The organism is Rhodovulum steppense, assembly GCF_004339675.1.
GTDB classification, from domain to species: Bacteria; Pseudomonadota; Alphaproteobacteria; order Rhodobacterales; family Rhodobacteraceae; genus Rhodovulum; species Rhodovulum steppense.
This window is the reverse complement of sequence record NZ_SLVM01000007.1, coordinates 106,385-125,229: the sequence shown is the minus strand read 5'-3', so window position 1 is coordinate 125,229 and position 18,845 is coordinate 106,385. Positions and strand designations below refer to the sequence as shown.

Annotated in this window: 21 protein-coding genes and 1 pseudogene; 14 read left to right on the top strand and 8 right to left on the bottom strand. The window is 65.4% G+C overall.

Annotated features, from left to right (window positions below):
• Positions 1 to 4 precede the first annotated feature (4 nt).
• Entirely contained in the window at positions 5 to 376 is a 372-nt protein-coding gene (locus EV216_RS06445; protein WP_132694229.1) for a hypothetical protein, read from the bottom strand.
• A 205-nt stretch (positions 377 to 581) separates the two neighbouring features.
• Here EV216_RS06445 and EV216_RS06440 point away from each other — a divergent pair, with 205 nt between their 5' ends.
• A complete protein-coding gene (locus tag EV216_RS06440) occupies positions 582 to 1,055 on the top strand; it encodes an RrF2 family transcriptional regulator (protein ID WP_132694228.1) in 474 nt (157 codons plus the stop codon).
• A 155-nt stretch (positions 1,056 to 1,210) separates the two neighbouring features.
• The gene (locus EV216_RS06435; RefSeq protein WP_132694227.1) at positions 1,211 to 1,753 is read left to right on the top strand and encodes a Mu transposase domain-containing protein; all 543 of its coding nucleotides are present in this window, start codon (positions 1,211 to 1,213) and stop codon (positions 1,751 to 1,753) included.
• A gap of 686 nt (positions 1,754 to 2,439) precedes the next feature.
• Here the strand turns inward: EV216_RS06435 and EV216_RS06425 are convergent.
• The gene (locus tag EV216_RS06425; protein WP_132694225.1) at positions 2,440 to 2,958 is read right to left on the bottom strand and encodes a hypothetical protein; all 519 of its coding nucleotides are present in this window, start codon (positions 2,956 to 2,958) and stop codon (positions 2,440 to 2,442) included.
• A 422-nt stretch (positions 2,959 to 3,380) separates the two neighbouring features.
• Between EV216_RS06425 and EV216_RS06420 the strand changes: the two genes are divergently transcribed.
• From EV216_RS06420 to EV216_RS06410, 3 genes are all read left to right on the top strand, one after another.
• Positions 3,381 to 3,617 (top strand): helix-turn-helix transcriptional regulator, encoded by a 237-nt coding sequence (locus tag EV216_RS06420; RefSeq protein ID WP_132694224.1) that lies wholly within the window; start codon positions 3,381 to 3,383, stop codon positions 3,615 to 3,617.
• Positions 3,614 to 4,963 (top strand): HipA domain-containing protein, encoded by a 1,350-nt coding sequence (locus EV216_RS06415; RefSeq protein ID WP_132694223.1) that lies wholly within the window; start codon positions 3,614 to 3,616, stop codon positions 4,961 to 4,963. The genes EV216_RS06420 and EV216_RS06415 overlap by 4 nt, the downstream gene beginning before the upstream one ends.
• Positions 4,964 to 5,050: 87 nt before the next feature.
• On the top strand, positions 5,051 to 5,353 hold the full coding sequence (locus EV216_RS06410; RefSeq protein WP_165899172.1) for a hypothetical protein: 303 nt from the start codon (positions 5,051 to 5,053) through the stop codon (positions 5,351 to 5,353).
• Positions 5,354 to 5,577: 224 nt separating this feature from the next.
• Here EV216_RS06410 and EV216_RS06405 read toward each other — a convergent pair.
• Positions 5,578 to 6,181, bottom strand: a pseudogene (locus EV216_RS06405) (PepSY domain-containing protein); the annotation flags it as partial.
• A 103-nt stretch (positions 6,182 to 6,284) separates the two neighbouring features.
• Between EV216_RS06405 and EV216_RS06400 the strand changes: the two are divergent.
• The 3 genes from EV216_RS06400 to EV216_RS18635 are packed head-to-tail and all read left to right on the top strand — an operon-like array spanning position 6,285 to position 7,314.
• Complete coding sequence (locus EV216_RS06400; RefSeq protein ID WP_132694221.1) at positions 6,285 to 6,749, top strand: helix-turn-helix domain-containing protein; 465 nt, start codon at positions 6,285 to 6,287, stop codon at positions 6,747 to 6,749.
• Positions 6,746 to 7,069 carry a PIN domain-containing protein gene (locus EV216_RS18640; protein WP_243641997.1) on the top strand — a complete coding sequence of 108 codons (324 nt, stop codon included), beginning with the start codon at positions 6,746 to 6,748 and terminating at the stop codon, positions 7,067 to 7,069. Before EV216_RS06400 ends, EV216_RS18640 begins: the two co-directional genes overlap by 4 nt.
• Positions 7,066 to 7,314: a VapC50 family PIN domain-containing toxin gene (locus tag EV216_RS18635; RefSeq protein WP_243641996.1), complete on the top strand. Its 249-nt coding sequence runs from the start codon at positions 7,066 to 7,068 to the stop codon at positions 7,312 to 7,314. Before EV216_RS18640 ends, EV216_RS18635 begins: the two co-directional genes overlap by 4 nt.
• A gap of 111 nt (positions 7,315 to 7,425) precedes the next feature.
• On the opposite strand, the gene EV216_RS18830 is transcribed toward EV216_RS18635, so the two are convergent.
• Positions 7,426 to 7,635: a BCCT family transporter gene (locus EV216_RS18830; RefSeq protein ID WP_165899160.1), complete on the bottom strand. Its 210-nt coding sequence runs from the start codon at positions 7,633 to 7,635 to the stop codon at positions 7,426 to 7,428.
• Positions 7,632 to 8,513: an ArdC family protein gene (locus tag EV216_RS06385; RefSeq protein WP_132694220.1), complete on the bottom strand. Its 882-nt coding sequence runs from the start codon at positions 8,511 to 8,513 to the stop codon at positions 7,632 to 7,634. Before EV216_RS06385 ends, EV216_RS18830 begins: the two co-directional genes overlap by 4 nt.
• Positions 8,514 to 9,196: 683 nt before the next feature.
• On the opposite strand from EV216_RS06385, the gene istA reads away from it, so the two are divergent.
• From istA to EV216_RS06370, 3 genes are all read left to right on the top strand, one after another.
• On the top strand, positions 9,197 to 10,705 hold the full coding sequence (istA, locus tag EV216_RS06380; RefSeq protein WP_424511172.1) for an IS21 family transposase: 1,509 nt from the start codon (positions 9,197 to 9,199) through the stop codon (positions 10,703 to 10,705).
• The gene (gene istB, locus EV216_RS06375; RefSeq protein ID WP_207893978.1) at positions 10,702 to 11,556 is read left to right on the top strand and encodes an IS21-like element helper ATPase IstB; all 855 of its coding nucleotides are present in this window, start codon (positions 10,702 to 10,704) and stop codon (positions 11,554 to 11,556) included. The genes istA and istB overlap by 4 nt, the downstream gene beginning before the upstream one ends.
• Before the next feature lie 150 nt (positions 11,557 to 11,706).
• The gene (locus tag EV216_RS06370; protein WP_132694218.1) at positions 11,707 to 12,597 is read left to right on the top strand and encodes a thermonuclease family protein; all 891 of its coding nucleotides are present in this window, start codon (positions 11,707 to 11,709) and stop codon (positions 12,595 to 12,597) included.
• Between the two features lie 257 nt (positions 12,598 to 12,854).
• On the opposite strand, the gene EV216_RS06365 is transcribed toward EV216_RS06370, so the two are convergent.
• Positions 12,855 to 13,271, bottom strand: coding sequence for a PqqD family protein (locus tag EV216_RS06365; protein ID WP_165899171.1), 417 nt, complete (start codon positions 13,269 to 13,271; stop codon positions 12,855 to 12,857).
• Positions 13,272 to 13,489: 218 nt separating this feature from the next.
• Here EV216_RS06365 and EV216_RS06360 point away from each other — a divergent pair, with 218 nt between their 5' ends.
• The 3 genes from EV216_RS06360 (at position 13,490) to EV216_RS06350 (ending at position 16,917) form a co-directional block, all read left to right on the top strand.
• On the top strand, positions 13,490 to 15,286 hold the full coding sequence (locus EV216_RS06360) for a glycosyltransferase (protein WP_132694216.1): 1,797 nt from the start codon (positions 13,490 to 13,492) through the stop codon (positions 15,284 to 15,286).
• Between the two features lies 1 nt (position 15,287).
• Positions 15,288 to 16,013: a glycosyltransferase family 2 protein gene (locus tag EV216_RS06355; RefSeq protein WP_165899170.1), complete on the top strand. Its 726-nt coding sequence runs from the start codon at positions 15,288 to 15,290 to the stop codon at positions 16,011 to 16,013.
• Between the two features lie 103 nt (positions 16,014 to 16,116).
• Positions 16,117 to 16,917, top strand: coding sequence for a nucleotidyltransferase family protein (locus EV216_RS06350; protein WP_165899169.1), 801 nt, complete (start codon positions 16,117 to 16,119; stop codon positions 16,915 to 16,917).
• Here the strand turns inward: EV216_RS06350 and EV216_RS06345 are convergent.
• Together EV216_RS06345 and EV216_RS06340 are read right to left on the bottom strand one after the other, a co-directional pair.
• Entirely contained in the window at positions 16,883 to 18,214 is a 1,332-nt protein-coding gene (locus EV216_RS06345) for a KpsE/RkpR family capsule polysaccharide export protein (protein ID WP_132694213.1), read from the bottom strand. The genes EV216_RS06350 and EV216_RS06345 overlap by 35 nt on opposite strands.
• Positions 18,207 to 18,833, bottom strand: a complete 627-nt coding sequence (locus EV216_RS06340; protein WP_132694212.1) for an ATP-binding cassette domain-containing protein — start codon at positions 18,831 to 18,833, stop codon at positions 18,207 to 18,209. The genes EV216_RS06345 and EV216_RS06340 overlap by 8 nt, the downstream gene beginning before the upstream one ends.
• Positions 18,834 to 18,845: the final 12 nt, after the last annotated feature.

The following is an 18,845-nucleotide window of genomic DNA, read 5'->3' as shown; positions in this document are numbered from 1 at the left end:
CAGATCAGGCCATGCTTGGAGGGGCGCGCGCCTGCGCGGCCTGCGGCCGGCGGTGCGGACGGAAACGGAAAGCGGGGCGGGCCCTTGCGCCGCGGCGCGGCAACCGGTGGCCGACAGGCGCAGGGGCGCCTGCCAGCGTGGCGTCCTTGACGGACACGCAATCGGGGCAGAGCTTGCGCTGGCAGGTTTCGTCCGGATCCACCGGAGCGCCAAGCGCGTCGATCACCACGCGGCGGGCCTCGCCGCCTGCGCAGATCTCCATCTCGATCTGGCCTGCCGCAGTCCCGGCCAGCGCATGACCTTGCGCAAGTCCAGACAGGACCAAGGCCAGGGCAAGCAGCAGGGGCAGGAACGGATGGCGGGTACGCGATTGCATACCGCAACCTTTCCGATCCGGGCGGAGACGACATTGATCAGGATCAAGGCGAATGCTCCTGAAATGGTGATTTTCATCAGGAAGCCGGCCGGAATCGAAAAACTTCCCGCCTTGGCTGTTGCCCGGGGTCGGCGCGGGTTGAGCCATGTCAAGTCCGTGGCCGACATATTTCCGCAAACCGGCCGAACAGTTTCGGAGGCCCTGCATGCGACTCACCAAGTTCAGCGACTACGCCCTGCGCGCACTGCTTTTCGCCGCCAGCCGCCCCGGCGAGCGCGTGACCGTCGAGGAGACGGCGCAGCTTTTCGGCATCTCGCGGATGCACCTCAAGAAGGTGGTGATGTTCCTGTCGGCCGAGGGCTATGTCAGCGCCCTGCGCGGCCATCATGGCGGCTTCATGCTGGCACGGGCACCCGAACAGATCAACCTGGGCGTGCTGTTGCGCAAGACCGAGCCGGATTTCGGGATGGTCGAGTGTTTCCAGACCGAAAACATGTGTCCGATCACGCGCGGTTGCCGTCTTGCAGAGGTTGTCAACGAGAGCGTGGGGGCCTTCATTGCGGCCTTTGACCGCTATACCCTGGCCGACATCCTGCTTCCGCCGGGACGCTTCACGCGCAGCGATGCGCCGCAACCACTGCGCGGCCCGCGCCTGCCGCTACCGCCTGCGACCGCCTGAAACTGTTGAGGCACGCGCTGCGCCCCGTCTGGGTGAGCCCGCAATCCGGGCAGCGCCGGGGCGGTGCAACCGGCAGCGAGGTGTCGAACCCCGCAAGGCCATGGGCGTGGCGCGCTTCGTTGCAGGCCCGCAAGTTCTTGATCTTTTAGGCCGGCGTGACGAAGACCGGGGGCTTCCTCGTTCACAGCGTGTTCTACTCCGCGCCCTCGCAGCTGATCGGTCAGCGGCTGCGGGTTCACGTCTACGACGACCGGATCGAGGCCTTCCTTGGCGCCACCCATGTCGTCACCCACCCGCGACGCCGGGGGCGTGATGACGGCGTGCGCGTCCATTGCGTCAACTATCGCCATGTGATTCATGCCCTGCGCCGCAAGCCGCAGGCGCTGGCAGGTTCGGTCTATCGCGACGGCCTGTTTCCGCGCCCGGAATACGCCGAGGCCTGGGCCGCCTTCTCCGCCGCCTTGCCCCGCCGCGACGCCTGCCGTCGCATGGTCGACCTGCTCTGCCTCGCCCATGACGAAGGCTGCGAGGCCGAACTGGCCCTCCTGATCGCCGACAGCCTCGGTCGGGGCGAGCTGCCCGAGGCCCGCCGGCTGAAGGAACGACTGGAGCCGCCACAGCGGGCCCTCCCGATCGACACCCCCGTCGCCCTGACAGAACTGGCCAGCTTCGACGCCCTGCTGGAGGGCTGCGCATGACCGCCCCCGCCGCTCCCCGCCCCGTCGATGTCCACGCGCTGCCCGCCATGCTTTCCGCGCTGCGCCTGCCCAGCTTCCAGCGCCATTGGCAGGCGCTGGCCGAACGTGCAGACGCAGACGCATCCCCAGTCCGCAACCCTCACTGGGGTCGATTTTTCATGATCTTGTACGGGAGAGTGACAAAAAGGTGCCATTTTTTCGCTGGCATTAGGAGCGCCTCGCCGACACCTCGGACGAGATCACCCATGAGCCGGCCCGGGCCTATGGCGACGTCTTCGCGCTGCACGAGTTGTGGAAGGATCTCGGCTTCGATCGCGCCCTCGGCCGTGCCCTGCGCTCGGGCAAACGCAAGCTCGATGTCGAGGCCCTAGTGCGCGCCATGGTGTGGATCAGCACGGAAACGTGACCCTTCCGCCTTTGGAAACTCAGCATTCTGTAATCACGGCGTTTTCTATGGAAGTGAAGGGATCATGATCGGCGCCGGTATTGACCCCAGCCGCAGGTTAGAAGGCTATTTGGCGTCAATGTGTATTTGATCAACCGAGGGGACGGACGTTTTTCGGACGTTCCCCAGCTTGACGGACGTGACCTGACCGCCCCCCCCCCGACGGCATCGATGTGCCAAGGTGGGTCTGCAATGATCCACAAAGGGGGACGGTCACATCATCAAAGCCCGCCGCCCTGCCTCATCGGAGCTTTTCAGTTACAGCGTAGTTTCCCTTTTCGTCAGCCACGTAGCAAGTATTTCGGGACAAGGCATACAGTTGCTCGCGGACGGGCTTTGTTTTTTCTCCAGGCGGGCACTTGGGGATAGTCGTCAACGTGTAGCCCTTTCGATGCAAGCATTGTGCTTCGGCCGCCGCGCGAAGCTCCAAGTTCGCGTCATAGGTGTAGGTGTTGCCCCCATAGGTTTGGCCACCGGTGGTGTTGCAGCTTACCGTGTAACCGTAGTTGTAGCACTGCGTTTGAATGGGTGTGGTGTAGGTGGGTGTCGTGCGCGTCATTGTGTGCTGCGGTACGCGTTGAGCCGCCTCTATCCTGCAATTGGTGAAGTCTTTTTGCCTGCCTGCGGCAGTTACGCCGGACTTCGTAGGATAAATGAGTTCGATCGGTTTCCCCTGCTTGACAAGTTGCTCCGTGGTCGGCTGGCAAGCCGCGGCCAGCATCAGTGCAGTTGAACCGAAAAGGACGCGCGTACTGAACATTCCCATCTTCCGTTACTTGCGATCATCACCCCGTGATAGCGTCAGCGTAGCGGTCGCGCATGGCGACGTGTTGGCGCGCCGATAGTTGCTCCTTCGGACGGATGTCCTCTTCCATGGCATTTTGAAGGGCCGCCACTCAAGGAACCTTCCCCTTGCCTCGGCGAGCTTGTTCGTCGCCAGCTCCGGATCGGCGCGGATGGCGCCGGCCAGGCGTTCCCCGAAGCGGCCATTCATGATGAGCGCAACGCCCCGGACGGCGCGGCGACTGGCATCGATATCTGCAGCATGGCAAAATATGGAAGTGATCTTTTCCTTTTTGCTCGACTCACTCTTGCTTCACGGCAATGGAAAAGATCCTTGCCTTTTGAGGCCGTCTTACCTTATAGACCGCATTTGAAAATGATTTTTTCCATTTGGGACCCATGACCACACTCCCGATTACAGATGCCGCATCTCTCGGCACCGTACTGAGGCGAACGCGGAAGGCGCTCGGAATCACGCAGGAGGCGCTGTCGCTTCAGACCGGGATATCCCGACCGACGATCCGGAGCATCGAGCAGGGCAAGGAGACCGCCCAACTGGGTCTCGTTCTCCAGATCTGCCGCGACCTCGGCGTGACTCTCGAGGTCACGCCGCCCGAAGGCGTGGATCGAAGATGACCGTCCTCGATGTCTATCTCGAGGCTGGCCTGGAACCTGTCGGGAAACTCTCCTCCTCGGAGGACGGCACCATGTCTTTCGCCTACATCACAGACGCCATTCCCCATCCGGTCTCGTTGTCGATGCCGATACGGGAAGAGCCTTATGGCGATGTCATCACGCGAGGTTTCTTTTCCAACCTGCTCTTCGAGAACGAGATGCGCGATCAGATCATGCAGCGCCACGGCATCTCGGAGCGCGATATCGTCGGATTGCTCTTTCATCTAGGAGCCGATTGCCCCGGTGCGATCAGCTGCGTGCCGGAAGGGTCCCCGCCGGGAAAGCGACCGGGACGGCTCGACCTGGACTATGGCGCGCTCGACGGCTCGCCCGCGATACCCGGAGCCCTGTCGGCCGTGACGAACCCGCTCCCCGTCGCCGGGTCACTTGCAGAAATCATGGTCTCCTTGCGGGATCACCGGCGCGTTCCGCCACAAACGGAGGATCCGTCGCCACTGGCTGGCGTTCAGGGAAAGATCGCGCTCGCGCGACTGCCCGACGGGCGCCTGGGGTTGCCGCATCCGGGTAGCGGCGCACCGACGACGCATATCCTGAAGGTGCCAAGGGCGGCGGACATGACCTCGGTCCTGCGCGAGCACCTCGCCACGCGCCTAATGGCCAGGGCCCAGACGCACCAGGTGGCCGAAACCTGCGTGTTGGGCGAAGGGGACCTGAAGGGCCTTCTCGTGGCACGCTTCGACCGCCGCCTCGACGGGAACGTTGTGCATCGGGTGCATCAGGAAGACTTCTGCCAGGCACTCGGATTCGGCCATTGGCTGAAATACGAACGCAACGGCGGGGAAGGTAGGGCCTTCACGGCGGGCGCGATCGGCCGCCTTCTCGATGCAACCCGCGTCCCAGCGAAAGCGCGGCAGGCCTTTTTCGAGATCACCTTGGTGAATCTCGTCCTCGGGAATTCCGACAATCACGCGAAAAACCATGCGCTTCTCCATACCGGGTCGAAACCCGAGCTTGCGCCTGCCTACGATATCGACCCGGTCATGCTCGACAACGTGACCCACGAGATGTCGTTTCGCATCGGGGAGGCACGGGTTGCCGACGACATCACCGGGGAAGATCTCGATCACTTCCTGAAGGCACTTGGCGCGCGTAGCTTCGGCAAGCCGCAGCAGCGGCGGACCGCGTCGATCATCCAGACACTCCTCAAGGCAGCCGACGAGCTCCCACGCCCAGCCGCGAAAGGTCTCTGCGACGTGATCCGACAGCAGGCACACCACCTTTCCCGCAATATCGGGCTTGGCCTCGACGTTCCCGAATTCGACGCCGTGCCGGTCAACCGCCCCTGAGATGCTGCGCGGGCAATATACGAACCCCTGGCCTAGCCTCAGCGATCGGCGGCGATCCGCAGCAGCGAAGCGCATGTGGCCGATGGCGTGAGGCTGGTATCGGATTCGGTCACGGCGCTGTCGGCGATCCAGGAGTCGATCCTGCATGTCGTCGAGAAGGTCACCGAGATCGCGGGCAATACCGTGGATCAGGCGACAGGGATTACCGAGATCAACACCGCGGTCGGTGCGCTCGAAAAGGATGTGCAGAACAACGCCGCCACGCTGGCACAGACATCGGCGGCCGGTCAGGGTCTGCGCGAGGAAGCCGGCGCGCTGGTCGATCTGGTGCGCCAGTTCCGGCTGCCGACGGACGGCGTCATGCGCACCAGCCGCATCGCGGCCGAGTGATCCGCGGCCCGGCATGCCACGCGCCGCCGGGGCTGCCCAGGACGCGCCCGCAATCCGCCCGCCCTTGACGACCCCGGCCTTTTTTGCGGGGGGATCCTGCGCATGGTGGTGCCGTCGTCGGCCAGGAAGTACCACGCCATCACCGGCGACTTGCCAAATGCAAATGCTGTCCCGTCGAGTCAGCGAACCCTGTGCGGTCCGGCATTTGCCTAGGCCTCGGCCGAGAGCTTGGCGACGGGCGTCTGCCGCAGCGTGGCCATCTGGTCCGGAGCGCCCCCCGTCTCACCGCTGACCTCGGCGGGGACGGCTGGCATGGCGCCTCCGTCGGGCAGAAGACCGAAGGTGGACGCCCGTCATCCAGAGGGCTGTGGTGGACGACAAAATGAGGCCGAAAACGGCGATCCGGGCGATCTCGACGTGCAGCCTGCCCGCGAGGGAACCCCGCAGAGGCGCGAACCAGTGCCGCCAACCGCCCATACGCCGCGCGACCAGCGCCGCGCCGGAAAGCGAGAGGACCAGCATCGCCGCCGCACCCGCCGCCATGGCGATGCGCCCGCCGTCACCGAGGAACAGCGAGCGATGAAGGTTGGTGAGCCAGCGCTCGAGTTGGTTCGGGTCGGCCGAGGCCACGTCCTGCCCGGTCGCGGGGTCGATCACGGCGGCACCGGGCGCGCCCTGATCGAAGCAGTAGGCGGTGATCCGGCCCGAGGACGACCGGCGGATCTGCTCGACGCCCGGATGGACCTCCTGGATGCGCTCCGCAAGCGCGGCAACCGTCAGTCCGGCCTCGGCCTGCGGGGCGGCAAGCCGCTCGGCCGCAGGGAAGAGGTGTCAGAGCCCGCGCAAAGCAGGATGTGCACAAAAACCGCTGCACTTAATACACTTATTTCATATATGGTGATAGACAGCAGAGGAAGGAGAGGACACCATCATGGCCATGTTGGCACACCGGCACCTGCCACCGACACCGCAGGACGCGGCGATCGCGCGCGTCTCTGGGCAGGCATTGTCACGCTATGTGCAGGCGCGGGCACCATTGAAGCTTCGCGTTACAGACTCGGAACAGACGACGCCGATCGAGCTTCCGGCGGGCGCCGTATCACTGCTCATGGAGATCCTTGAGGCGATGGCAGCGGGGCGCGGGGTCACCCTCATCCCCGAGAACGCCGAGCTCTCGACAGTGCAGGCAGCTGAGGTCCTGAACGTCTCGCGGCCGTTCCTGATCAAGCTGCTCGAGGATGGCAGCATCCCGCATCGGAAGGTCGGCAAGCATCGCCGCGTCCGCATGGAGGACGTGATGTCCTACAAGGCCGCGATCGACAGCGAGCGCGAAGCGGTGCTCGATCAACTGGCCGCGGACGCTCAAGAGCAGGACATGGGCTATGGGTCCAGATGAGCCAGTACACGGTACTGTTCGACGCGAACGTCCTATATCCCGCGCCGATGCGCGATGCGCTGATGCAGTTGGCGGTCACGGACCTTTTCAAGGCCAAGTGGACGGCCGACATCCATCGGGAATGGATCGACGCTCTTCTGCGTAACGAACCTCATCGGGAGCGGGCGGCGCTGGAGCGAACCCGCGACTTGATGGACAGGGCCACACGCGATTGTCTGGTCACCGGCTATGAGGCCTTGGTGCCGGCCATCACATTACCCGACCCCGATGATCGCCACGTTCTGGCGGCGGCTATCGTCGGGCGCTGTGACGCATCTTGACCCAGAACCTGAAGGACTTCCCGCCAGAGGCCCTTGCGCCCTTCGGCATAGAGAGCCAGCATCCGGACGATTTTTTCCGAAATCAACTTTCTCTCGCGCCCGGTCTTGTTTGCTCGGCGCTGCGCAGAGTTCGCGCGCGTCTGAAGAACCCGCCTAAAAGCGTTGACGAGTATCTCGCGATCCTGACGCAGCAAGGGCTGGTCGCCACGGTTGCCGATCTGGAGCAATTCGCCGACCTGCTTTGATCGCAGGACCGTCCTGACCGGATACTTTTTGGCCTCGGTTGTGAACCGCACCGGGCTTGCCGGAGGCTGATCCCGGTGGTTACGCGGCCGATCACCGGTTCAGTCGAAGCCTCAGCGCGGCTCGTTCAGCAGGCCGCGGATGATCGCGTAGCAGGCCGCCAGCAGCACCAGCGTGAAGGGCAGGCCGGTCGAGACCGCCACGGCCTGAAGTGCGATCAGCCCGCCGCCCAGAGCGGTCATCGGCACTTTACAGGTCACCATCGACGAGCCGCCCATGGCTTCGCACCGCGCACTGACACGTGGGGCAGGGGGGCCGCTCACGCGGCCGCCTCCGTTTCCTTGCCGGCCTGCGCCATGATGAAATCCAACGCCTTCTGGGCTTCCGAGGCGGCGCGGAAGATCGCGCGCTTGTCCTCCTTGAGGGCCGCAAGCCAGCTTTCGACATAGGCCCCGCTCTGGTCGAATTGCGGTTCGACGCCCAGCCGGACACCGAGCATGCAGGCGCCGATCTCGGCGACCAGTTCCTCGAAGGCATAGGTCTTCCGGTCGGCAAACCGCCGGATCCGGGCCAGGCGCGCGTCGGCCCCGGTCCAGTGGGTCAGTTCATGGGCGAGCGTGCCGTAATAGCCGCTGGCCGAGAAGAACGTGCCGATGGGCGGCATGTGGATGTGGTCTCGGGCGAGGTCGTAATAGGCGCGGGGCTCCTCGGTCGTGATGATCACGGCGCCCGTCGCCCGGACGAAGGCGTCCAGCGCGGGATCCGCGGTCGTGCCGAGGTCGCGCGGGGGGTCGGGCCGGATGTAACAGGCCTCGGGCAGGCCCTCGATCTGGTCGGCGTTGAACACCCGGTAGGCGCGGCAATAGGGGATGCTGCGCTCCTCGCCATCCTCGCCTTCCCGCTCGATGGTCCCGTATTTGACCACAATGGCGGATTTCTCACCCTTGCGGAGCTGCCCGCCCAGCTCCTGGGCCTGCCGATAGGTCATCCAGCGCGCCGAGACGTAGCCCTTGCGCGCCGCGGTCGCCCAGAGCATCAGGACATTGATCCCGCGATACTCCTCGCCATTGTGGCGGACGGGGAAGTGGACGCCGGACTGGCCGCCGGTCCAGGGCTGGCGCCAAGGCGGGGTTCCCGCCTCGATCTGGCCGATGATCTGGTCGGTCACATGCTGGTAGATGTCGCGTTTCTCAGCAGCCATTTTCTGTCGCTCCTTTGTGGTGCGCCCCTGTCCGGTCTTTTGCCGAAACTGTTGGGCGGTCTAGCAGGTGAGCTGCGCCCTGCGCGCGCTTCTCTTGCCGGACTGCCTCCCGGCGAGGGCAGGGGGGGCCATGCAAGTTGGCTGTCGGCGCGGAAGGGAGGGGGATCACCCGTCTGCACGGAGCCAGAGGCGGAGGAAGGCGGGGACACCCCTTCCGGGCCGGACAGCGGCCGACTTGCATGGGGGAACCGGCGGTTCCCCCAACTCTGCGGGGGCGTTCGAAGCCTGGCGACGAATCCCCCCGGGGCCACGGATCGAAAGAGCCGACGCGCCGGCATCCCCGGCGCGACCGAACCGGACGCGATCCCGGCGCCACGCCGGGTCACCTGTTTCGTCCTCGTTAGGCGAGAAACGCGGGCACGGTCGAGCGGGCTTCGGGGGACGGCGCCCTCCGGCCTGTGCGCATGACCCGAACGCCAGACTGTCGCAGATGGCTCATGTTTGATGAGCGACAACCAATTTGGCCGACAGCGTCAACCGAGATGGCCGGTGGCCCCAGCCGGAGGGAGGGCGTAGCCCGACCGTAGGCTGGGGCCACCGGCGCGGCTCTCTTCCGGGGAGTGGGTGCTGGCCGCTGCGGGCCGGTAGGGTCGAGGTCTCTGAAGCCAAACGGAGATCCGACCGTGCCGGGCAAACCCGTCACCGACCAGCAAGTGAGAGTCTACATGACTGACCGTCTCCATTACAGCCAGCGTGTCGCTGCCGCCCGCGCAGGGTTCAGCGAACGCACCGCCCGCCGGATCGAGGCTGATCCGCGCCTTCCCTCCCAACGCAAGCCTGCCCGGGGCCGCACCGTGCCTGACCCGCTCGCTGCGGTGTGGGACGCGGTGCTGCTGCCGATCCTCAAGCGCGATCCTGCCGTTCAGGCCGTCACCTTGATGCGGCACCTCCAGCTGACCGACCCCGAAGCCTTCCCGGACGACCGCGTGCGCCGAACGCTGGAGCGGCGGGTCCGCGACTGGCGTGCCCTGCACGGGCCCGAGTGCGACGTGATCTTCCGCCAGACACCCGAGCCGGGGCGGATGGCCCTGTCGGACTTCACCGATGCGGGCACCCTGGGCGTGACGATCGGGGGGCAGCTGCTCGCGCATCGCCTTTACCATTTTGTCCTGGCCTACAGCAGTTGGGAACACGTCGCCGTGGTCTTGGGCGGGGAGAGCTTCACCGCGCTGGCGGAGAACCTCCAGAACGCGCTCTGGACGCTCGGCGGTGTGCCGCATGAACATCGGACCGACAGCCTCTCGGCGGCTTACCGGAACCTTGATGCCGCGGCCGCGGATGATGTCACCAAGCGGTACGAGGCCTTCTGCGCCCATTACGGCATGCTCGCGAGCCGGAACAATCCCGGCGAGGCGCATGAGAACGGGTCGGTCGAGGCCCACAACAACCACCTCAAGGTGGCGCTCAACCAGGCCCTGATCCTGCGCGGCTCCCGGGATTTCGCCACGCTCGCCGACTGGCGCCGCTTTGTCGATGAACTCGTCGCCCGCCGGAACCGGCGACGGGACGCAGCCCTGCGCATTGAGATGGCGGCGCTCAGGCCGCTGCCCGCCCGTCGCACCACCGACTTCACCGAGGTGGTCGCGCGGGTGACGAAGACCGGGGGCTTCCTCGTTCACAGCGTGTTCTACTCCGCGCCCTCGCAGCTGATCGGTCAGCGGCTGCGGGTTCACGTCTACGACGACCGGATCGAGGCCTTCCTTGGCGCCACCCATGTCGTCACCCACCCGCGACGCCGGGGGCGTGATGACGGCGTGCGTGTCCATTGCGTCAACTATCGCCATGTGATTCATGCCCTGCGCCGCAAGCCGCAGGCGCTGGCAGGTTCGGTCTATCGCGACGGCCTGTTTCCGCGCCCGGAATACGCCGAGGCCTGGGCCGCCTTCTCCGCCGCCTTGCCCCGCCGCGACGCCTGCCGTCGCATGGTCGGCCTGCTCTGCCTCGCCCATGACGAAGGCTGCGAGGCCGAACTGGCCCTCCTGATCGCCGACAGCCTCGGTCGGGGCGAGCTGCCCGAGGCCCGCCGGCTGAAGGAACGACTGGAGCCGCCACAGCGGGCCCTCCCGGTCGACACCCCCGTCGCCCTGACAGAACTGACCAGCTTCGACGCCCTGCTGGAGGGCTGCGCATGACCGCCCCCGCCGCTCCCCGCCCCGTCGATGTCCACGCGCTGCCCGCCATGCTCTCCGCGCTGCGCCTGCCCAGCTTCCAGCGCCATTGGCAGGCGCTGGCCGAACGTGCAGACGCAGAGGGCTGGCCCGCCTCCCGGTTCCTCGCCACCCTTGCCGAGCTCGAACTGGCCGAGCGCGATGCGCGCCGCATCCACCGCCACCTCCAGCAGTCCCAACTGCCCGGCGGCAAGACGCTGGCCACCCTCGACTTCAAGGCCCTGCCCGGGGTGACGCGGGCCCGGGTCGAGGCGCTGGCCGCAGGGGACTGGGTCGAGACCGGCGCCAACCTCATCGCCATCGGCAACTCGGGCGCGGGCAAGACCCATGTCCTGTGCGCCATCGGCCATGCCCTTGTCGAGGCGGGCAGGCGCGTCCTCTACACCAGCACCACCGACATGGTGCAGAAGCTTCAGGCCGCGCGGCGCGACCTGGCGCTCGAGGCCGCCATCGCCAAGCTCGACAAGTTCGACCTGATCATCCTTGACGACATCACCTACGCGCAGAAGGACCGCGCCGAAAGCTCCGTGCTCTTCGAACTGATCGCCCGGCGCTACGAGACCAGAAGCCTCGCCATCGCGGCCAACCAGCCCTTCAGCGCCTGGGACAAGGTCTTCCCCGACCAGGCCGTTACCGTCGCCGCGATCGACCGCCTCGTCCACCACGCCACCATCCTCGAGATGAACGGCGACAGTTATCGTCGGCGCGCCGCAGCCGAACGCCGATCAGCCAAGCCTGAAATCGGAGCGACAACCTCCAGCGACAACCTCGAAGCCGAGGCCGCAGACAACATCAAGGAGGAAACCATCACCTAACCGATCCGATCGCAGCGGCCAGAACCGGCCACCTTGGTTGTCGGCACCGGACAAGGAGGTTGACGCTCTACACATGTTGCCCCAATCCAGCCATATCGGTGATCTAGCAGGTCGCGATCGCATGGTTCGAAACGGATTGATGGTGCAGGGATGCCGTTCTCACAGGACAAGCTGGACGAGGTCAAGGCGGGGATCGCGCGCGCGCTGGCTGACGGGGCCCTGAGCGATTGGGAGCAGCGCTTCCTGCGGGACATGGGCGCCCGGCTTGATCGACATGGTCGCAGCACGAAACTGAGCGCGAAGCAGTACCGGCTTCTGATGCGCCTCTGCCAGGCGGGCGGCGCGGACCGGCCCGGCCCGGCCATGGCGCCAACACCGGCATCCGGTCCGGGACGACCGACGCGCTTGTCGCCGCGGCCGCCACGCGACAGGTCCCGGCCTTCTGCCCGCCGTAATCCCGGCCGGCGGCGCGGCAACGGGATCCTGCGCAGGCTGAGATCCGCCACCGTGGGTCTCATTGCGATCGTCATGACGATCCTTCTCGTCCAGACCGACATTGACGGCATCCTGACCGGCAGTTCGGATACCGCTCGGGCGGCCACGGGACCGGGAGACGGGATCAGCGGTGTACCCGACCGGCAGGCCGATCCGCGCATCGCGCTCGTTGCCCGCGATATCCAGGTGGTCGACGGGGACACGATCCGGGTTCCCGGGGACAGCCGCCGGGTCCGCCTGGTCGGGTTCAACACGCCCGAAGTGTTTTCGCCGCGCTGCGAGCGCGAGCGCCAGCTCGGCACCCGCGCCACCAGGCGCCTGACGGACATGCTGGACGGTGCCGCGCGCATCGAGTTTCAGCGGGTTGCCTGTGCATGTCGGCCGGGGACCGAGGGCACCGATGCGTGCAATTTCGGGCGCATCTGCGGCAGTCTGTATGTGGATGGTCGCGACGTGGGCGAGGTGCTGATCTCGGAGGGGCTGGCAGCGCGCTACATATGTGGCCCCTACAGTTGCCCGCGGCCCCCCGGGGACTGGTGCGGGTGAGGGCAGCAAGGCGAAATATGGAAGTGATCTTTTCCTTTTTGCTCGGCTCACTCTTGCTTCACGGCCAATGGAAAAGATCCTTGCCTTTTGAGGCCGTCTTGCCTTATTGACCGCAGTTGAAAATGATCTTTTTCATTTGGGCGGGAATAGCCCGCACGGGTGATCGCGCCGCGCCTCGTGGTCTTACCCGTGGAATATTCGCTGGGCACGAGCAGGACAGTTTTTCGAGGTGCCCGTCGGTTAGGTGATACTGGGTATCAGAGACGCCCCACCACCAAAGGTGGATCCGAGGCGAATGCCTCGAAAAGGTCGTTGTACTTCGAGATCGTGACGGGAATGTAGGTTGGTTGCCAACCGTCGAACTCCCCTATCGTGGCAGGATCTGCCGCATCCGTAGACTCGGCCGGACCAACAAGGTTCTCAAGAACCAGCTTGTCCAGGAAGGTCTCGATGTTGGCCTGCACCTTCTGGGCCTCCTGCTCGTACCGTTGCGCGATTGTTTCCACGATCAACCCGAGCGAGGCACCTCGCTCGATCAGTTGCCATACGATGACCCCTATCCCGGTGATCGTGTAATAGTAGCCGCTGTCGAGGCACAGGACGACCAACTCGTCATCGATCAGGCTGGTTTCAAGTCGTGCCTCCGACGGGGAATGTCGACGATCAGTTCCCATGGCAGCCCCTTTGCGATCCGCTTCCTGCGAGGTTGTTTGGCCCGGCGTCATTGGACCGAACGAGACCTCTTAGAATATCCAAGTCGCACGGTGTCAACTATCGCGTGCACGTCGCTGCGGCACGACGACCGACACACCCTCGATGATAGACAAATCCGGCACCGACCCGTAATCGTTGGTCTTGGAACAGGTTGTTCCCGGTTCGGGTGGAGACAGTATTGAAGGCCCTGAAGGAGAGTGTTTCGAGCAACGCGCCGCTTTCACTCGTCCTCAGGATGCGGGTTCGCGACCTGGTTCTGGCCAATCGTCGCGATGAGGTGCCGTCATTCATTGCCGCCGCGATGGCGCAGGAAGCCGACGCCATCTCGCGGCGGCAGCTTTGCGCGGAGCTCCTGAACGAAGCCGGGTTCCACGAACAGTCGGATGAGATCTACGACGGGCTTCTTGCGGACTTTCCCGATCTGGACGACGTGAGGTTGCGCTACGTGAAGCAGCTTCGCCACCGCGGGCGCATCCGCAAGGCGATCTGCGTGGCAGAGACGCTTGAGCGGGCCGGGGCGGATGCTGCGACCCAAAGCATTGTCGATGGGTTACGGCGCGCCGAGCGGCGCTTCTCCGAGAGCGAACCCGACCTGCTGACCGACCGTCCCGACAACCGGATCCCTGCCCTGTGCGCAGCGATCCTGCGCTTTGCCGGGCGCCGACTGCCCGAAACCGATCCGGGCAGGATCGGTCCGGTGGTTCTGATGACCGCCGGACTTGGTGTGGGTGGGGCGGAGCGGCAATTCTGGCTGTTCGCCCAGGGTTTGCACCGCGGCCTGGGTGCGGACCGGATTTTGCGGGGCGTTCGCCTTGACGGACCGGTACACGTCGTTTCCCTGGCTGAGGTTCCGTCGGCGCAGCGCCTGCTCTTCGAGGCTGCCCTACCGGGGTCGTTGCCCGCGACCGACGACCTGTGCAGCTTGCCGCCCCAACCTATCGAGGCCGTTGCACAGGGCGACCCGGTAATGGCGGAGATCCTCGCTATAACGCCGAGCGCAGCGCAGATCGGGGTCAGACAGCTTGCCCCGTATTTCCGCCGAACGGGCGCCGCGGCGGTCAGCATCTGGCAGGATGGCCCGATCCTTTATGCCGCGCTTGCCGCGCTGGTTGCGGAGGTGCCGAAAGTGCTTCTGAACCTGCGCGCCCTGTCCCCGGACAAGCACGGAACGCCCTTCCTCCTCCAATATGCGGCGATGTTCCGGGCGCTTGCACTGGTGCCCGGTGTCGTTTTCCAATGCAACTCCCCCAGCGTCGCCCAAAGCTATGCCGACTGGCTGGGAATCCCGACGGACACATTCCAGGTCATTCCGAACGGCTGCGCCCCGCCAACGCTGCGCGGCAGCGATGAGGACGAGGCCTTGTGGACGGACTTTTCTGCTACTACGGCCGATGCGGAGCGCACCGTAGGCTGCATTTGCCGTCTTCACCCCTGCAAGCGCCCCGATCTTTGGCTGGACTTTGCTCGTCACTACCTTGACCGGCGGCCCGGCACCCGTTTCTTGCTGATCGGCTACGGAGAGGCGCTGGACGACCTGCGCTCCAGTGCGCGGCGCTCCGGGTTGGGGGACCGGCTACTCATGCCCGGGTTTCGCAGCAATGTGGGCTTCTGGTTGGGGAAGATGGACGTCTTCGTGTTCACGTCGCGAAGCGAGGGTTTGCCAAACGTGCTGATCGAGGCACAGTATTGCGGTGTGCCCGTCGTCTCCACCCGGGCCGGAGGAGCGTCGGACTGCTATATCGAGGGCGTTACCGGGGCAACACTGTCGAACCTGGACAACCCGGACCTGGACGAGATCGCCGATCTTACCGACCGGATGATCGCGATGTGGCGGGCTGATCCGGCACTGGGTGACCGGGCGCGCGCCTTTGCAGCCGATGCCTATTCCGTCGAAACCATGGTGCGCCGCTATGCCGAGGCCATGCGGGCGCCTGCCGGGGCCGCGTCGGCAAGAGGCGAGAGGGGGGCTTACTGACATGCCTGGCATTTCCTGCATCATTCCCGCCTGGAACGCCGCGGCCTTCATCGAGGAGGCCATCGACAGCGTTGCGAGCCAAGATCGCCAAGTCGACGAGCTGATCGTCGTCGATGACGGATCGACCGACGACACGGCCGCACTGGTCTCGGCCCGCCCGGGCGTAAGGCTCCTGCAGCAAGCGAACGCCGGAGTGGCTGCGGCTCGCAATGCCGGGCTGGCGGCGGCGACCGGTGATTTCGTGGCCTTTCTTGATGCCGACGATCTCTGGACCCCGCGCAAGCTGTCGCTGCAAATGAGCGCATTCCTGGCCGATCCGGAGCTTGCCCTTTGTTTCGGCGGGGCAGAACATCTCGATATCCGACCGGTCGGGTTCCAAGCCTCGCCACTTGCGCTGCCAAGTGGGCCGGAGGCCGGGCGACTGATGGCCGGCCTTCTCGCGCCGCGGCGGGTCTTCGAAAGGGTAGGCCCGTTTGATGCGACGATGACCACCGGGGCTGACCAGGAATGGCTGCTGCGTGCCCGCGGCATGGGCCTGAAAGAGGTCATCCTGCCCGAAATCGTCTTGGTCCGGCGGATCCACGGAGAGAACCTGACATTACGGCGCAATGATGAAAAGCATCACAATTTCATGATGTTGCTCGCCAAGCAAATAAGGGCGCGCAGACAGGCGGGAAGCATGTCGGGCTGTGTCGAAACATGGAAGGCGGACGATGATGACCGCTGACCAGGATGCTGCGCCGCCTCTCCTGCCGCCTGAGGGTCTGGGGCAAATCGAGCGTGTCCTCATGGACCTTTGCCTTGTCGCCGAAGACGCCGTTCCAACCACCTTGGAACGTCTTCTCCAGCGTATCCCGGACGAGCGCGCGGATGTGATTGTCGGGCTGGACAGCCGCATCCGCGACATTCTTGCCATTGCCGCCGCTCGGCTTCTGCCCGTGGCGGACCGCCTGCCTGCAGCTTGGCCTGACAGGCTCAGGGCGGCACTTGCGATGGAGCAGGCCCGGGCCGCAGCCTTCGGGCGGATCGTAGGTCAGGTTCTGGGCGATGCGCGTGTGGCAAGCCTTTCGCCCATTGTTATCGGAGGAGCCGCGATCGCCGCAGGGCACTATCCCGTCGCCTTCCTGCGCCACACCGCGCAGTTGACGCTCCTGATGCCGGACGTGGACGGCTGCGAGCGTGCCAGGCCGGTGCTGACCGCTCTAGGCTGTCAACTGGAAAGCGAGACGCCGTCCCGCTCGCGCCGGGTCTATCGTCATCCCACCGGCATGCCAGTGGTCCTGTTCGCCGACCGTGCCTGCACCCGCATGCGGGACTTTCGCCACGCCGATGTCCTTTCAAGGGCCCGCCCAGCCCGGATGGCCGGGTGCCCCTGCCAGATCCCGGCGCCGCATGACCTCTGGACCGAGCTTTGCTACAGGGCGATCGTTTCGGGACCGACCGTTTCGCCGCAATGGCTGCTGGACGCGGTCTGCCTTTTGGCATCCGGCGATGTCGAAGCTGCCGACGAGGCGGCGTTCCGTCAGGACACGAGGATGCGGCTACCCTATGGAGCGCTGGCCCGGGCACTGGAAGCGATGCTGCCTCAGGGGGCACTCAGTCCGGGTCGAACAGAACCAGACGCGCGGTGAAGAAGACTGCAAGCCCGATCACCAGCGTGATGAAAAGGGCGACCATGATGCGGGGATATTCCGGTTTGCCCGGTGCCAGCGGCGGCACCACGACCTGCAGCACGCTGCGCCCGAGCGCGACCTCGGACTGCGCGGAGGCAAGCGAGGCCAGAGCCGCCGACAGAGTTTCCTCTGCGATACTAACCGTCTGGTTCGCCGTCTCGTAATCCATCAATAGCGCATTGAGCGAAGTCGTCCCGCCGCGGGGCTCCAGAAGCGAGCGACGCTCCCTCTCGACCAGGGCATCCAGCTTCTCCAGCAGTTCGCGCAGCCGCTTTGCCTCATAGCTGTCGCCGCTGCCTGCCACCTCGACCCGACCCAGTTCGGTGCGAAGGGCGACGATCTCGCTCTCGGTCCCCGCGATCATCTGGTAGATGCCCTCGATCCTGGTCCGTGGATCGAGTTCGCCATGCTCGATCTGAAGGGCGACGAGCGCACGTTTGGCCTCGATCAGCGAAGCCCGCGCCTCGTTGACGCTGTCCTGGGCGACCGACAGCCGCTTGTCCCGCAGATCGGCACCCAGATCGTCGACATGCGTCGACACGAGGTCCAGAACCAGACGGGCGAGCGCGACGGCCTGGGCCGGTTCGGGCATGCGCGCGTAAACCGTCATCATGCCGGTCTGGATATTCACCGAACTGTCGATCTGGCTGGCCAGTGCATCGTGCGACAACAGGACAAGATCGCCAAGCCCCTCGGCCGCCAGACGAGGGGCAAGCGCGGGATCCAGCACCGCCGAGACAAGCGCGGGCGAGCGAACGAACTCGTCGGCCATGAATACCTGCGCCATCCCCTGGGGTGCCCCGATCGCGCCTAGCAGTCCCGGCGGCGCGGTCTGCGATTCCTGTTTGGGCTGCGAAATCGTCAGGACGGCACGGGTTTCGTAAAGTGGCTTGGTAGCGAGCGTCAGCCAGCCGAATACCGCCGCCAGCGGTGCGAGGACACAGACCACGAACAGCGCCAGGGCCCGATGCCAGCGGGCACGGCGCCAGATTGCCATCCGGGCCTGGATCTCGTCGATCTCGTTGGTTGTCGAGGCATTGGGCTCTGCGGGCTCGTGACCCGGGTCAGGAGCCTTGATGCGCAGGTTCCGCAGATCGACCGGGATTTCGGGCTTGGGAATGGCGGGCGCCCCGGTGTCGAGTTCCTTCACAAGGCGCCTGTCGCGCTCTTCGGCTGCGATGCGTCGGCGCTCTTCGCGCCAGCGGCGCAGTCTTTCGTCTTCGGACGGATCGTCCGGCGGTCCTGTCTCAGCCATACGCTCTTTCCCGTTCGGTCGCGAGTTCGGCGAGTTCTCGCATCTGCTGGCCGACGATGGCGTCATCGCAAGGCATGAGGCGCTCTCCGATCAATGCGAAATGGCGGCTGCACCACCGATTGAGTTGCGCCGGATTGCGCGAGATGAAGACAAGGCCCGCATTTCGCAACCGCGCCCGCAACAGCTGTTCGCACCGGGCAATCACCCGTTCATCGCTGATCAGGATCTTGTCGTCGGCAATGACATGGTCGACGGGCACCGCCAGGCTGATAGCATAGGCAGCAAGTGCCCGCTCCCCCGGCGACAGATACTGGACGGTCCGCCGCAGCATCGCCTCGCCCTCGCACAACCAGGCCACCACGGCGCCAATCTCACCCTCCGGGACGCCGGTCAGGCCCGCGACATGCGACACGTTCTCGGCGAGGGTCAGCAGCGGGTGCAGAATCCCGGCGGAACCTACCGGCCAACCGACCCGGCCCTCGATATGCACATGTCCGCGATCAGGATGCTGGATGCCGCCCAGAACCCGCGCCACCGTGGTCCGGCCGGTGCCACTTGGGGCATAGATGCCGACCCGTTCCCCCGCACGGAAGATGACGGTCTGATCGCGCAGGATCATCTCGCTTCGTCC

Excerpts from the sequence above, each read along its gene's own strand:
- EV216_RS06415 (WP_132694223.1), top strand. The coding sequence starts at position 3,614 with ATGACCGTCCTCGATGTCTATCTCGAGGCTGGCCTGGAACCTGTCGGG.
- EV216_RS06445 (WP_132694229.1), bottom strand. The coding sequence starts at position 376 with ATGCAATCGCGTACCCGCCATCCGTTCCTGCCCCTGCTGCTTGCCCTG.
- EV216_RS06420 (WP_132694224.1), top strand. The coding sequence starts at position 3,381 with ATGACCACACTCCCGATTACAGATGCCGCATCTCTCGGCACCGTACTG.
- EV216_RS06425 (WP_132694225.1), bottom strand. The coding sequence starts at position 2,958 with ATGTTCAGTACGCGCGTCCTTTTCGGTTCAACTGCACTGATGCTGGCC.
- EV216_RS06440 (WP_132694228.1), top strand. The coding sequence starts at position 582 with ATGCGACTCACCAAGTTCAGCGACTACGCCCTGCGCGCACTGCTTTTC.
- EV216_RS06345 (WP_132694213.1), bottom strand. The coding sequence starts at position 18,214 with ATGGCTGAGACAGGACCGCCGGACGATCCGTCCGAAGACGAAAGACTG.
- EV216_RS06370 (WP_132694218.1), top strand. The coding sequence starts at position 11,707 with ATGCCGTTCTCACAGGACAAGCTGGACGAGGTCAAGGCGGGGATCGCG.
- EV216_RS18640 (WP_243641997.1), top strand. The coding sequence starts at position 6,746 with ATGAGCCAGTACACGGTACTGTTCGACGCGAACGTCCTATATCCCGCG.
- EV216_RS06355 (WP_165899170.1), top strand. The coding sequence starts at position 15,288 with ATGCCTGGCATTTCCTGCATCATTCCCGCCTGGAACGCCGCGGCCTTC.
- EV216_RS06365 (WP_165899171.1), bottom strand. The coding sequence starts at position 13,271 with ATGGGAACTGATCGTCGACATTCCCCGTCGGAGGCACGACTTGAAACC.
- EV216_RS06385 (WP_132694220.1), bottom strand. The coding sequence starts at position 8,513 with ATGGCTGCTGAGAAACGCGACATCTACCAGCATGTGACCGACCAGATC.
- istB (WP_207893978.1), top strand. The coding sequence starts at position 10,702 with ATGACCGCCCCCGCCGCTCCCCGCCCCGTCGATGTCCACGCGCTGCCC.
- EV216_RS06400 (WP_132694221.1), top strand. The coding sequence starts at position 6,285 with ATGGCCATGTTGGCACACCGGCACCTGCCACCGACACCGCAGGACGCG.
- EV216_RS06340 (WP_132694212.1), bottom strand. The coding sequence starts at position 18,833 with ATGATCCTGCGCGATCAGACCGTCATCTTCCGTGCGGGGGAACGGGTC.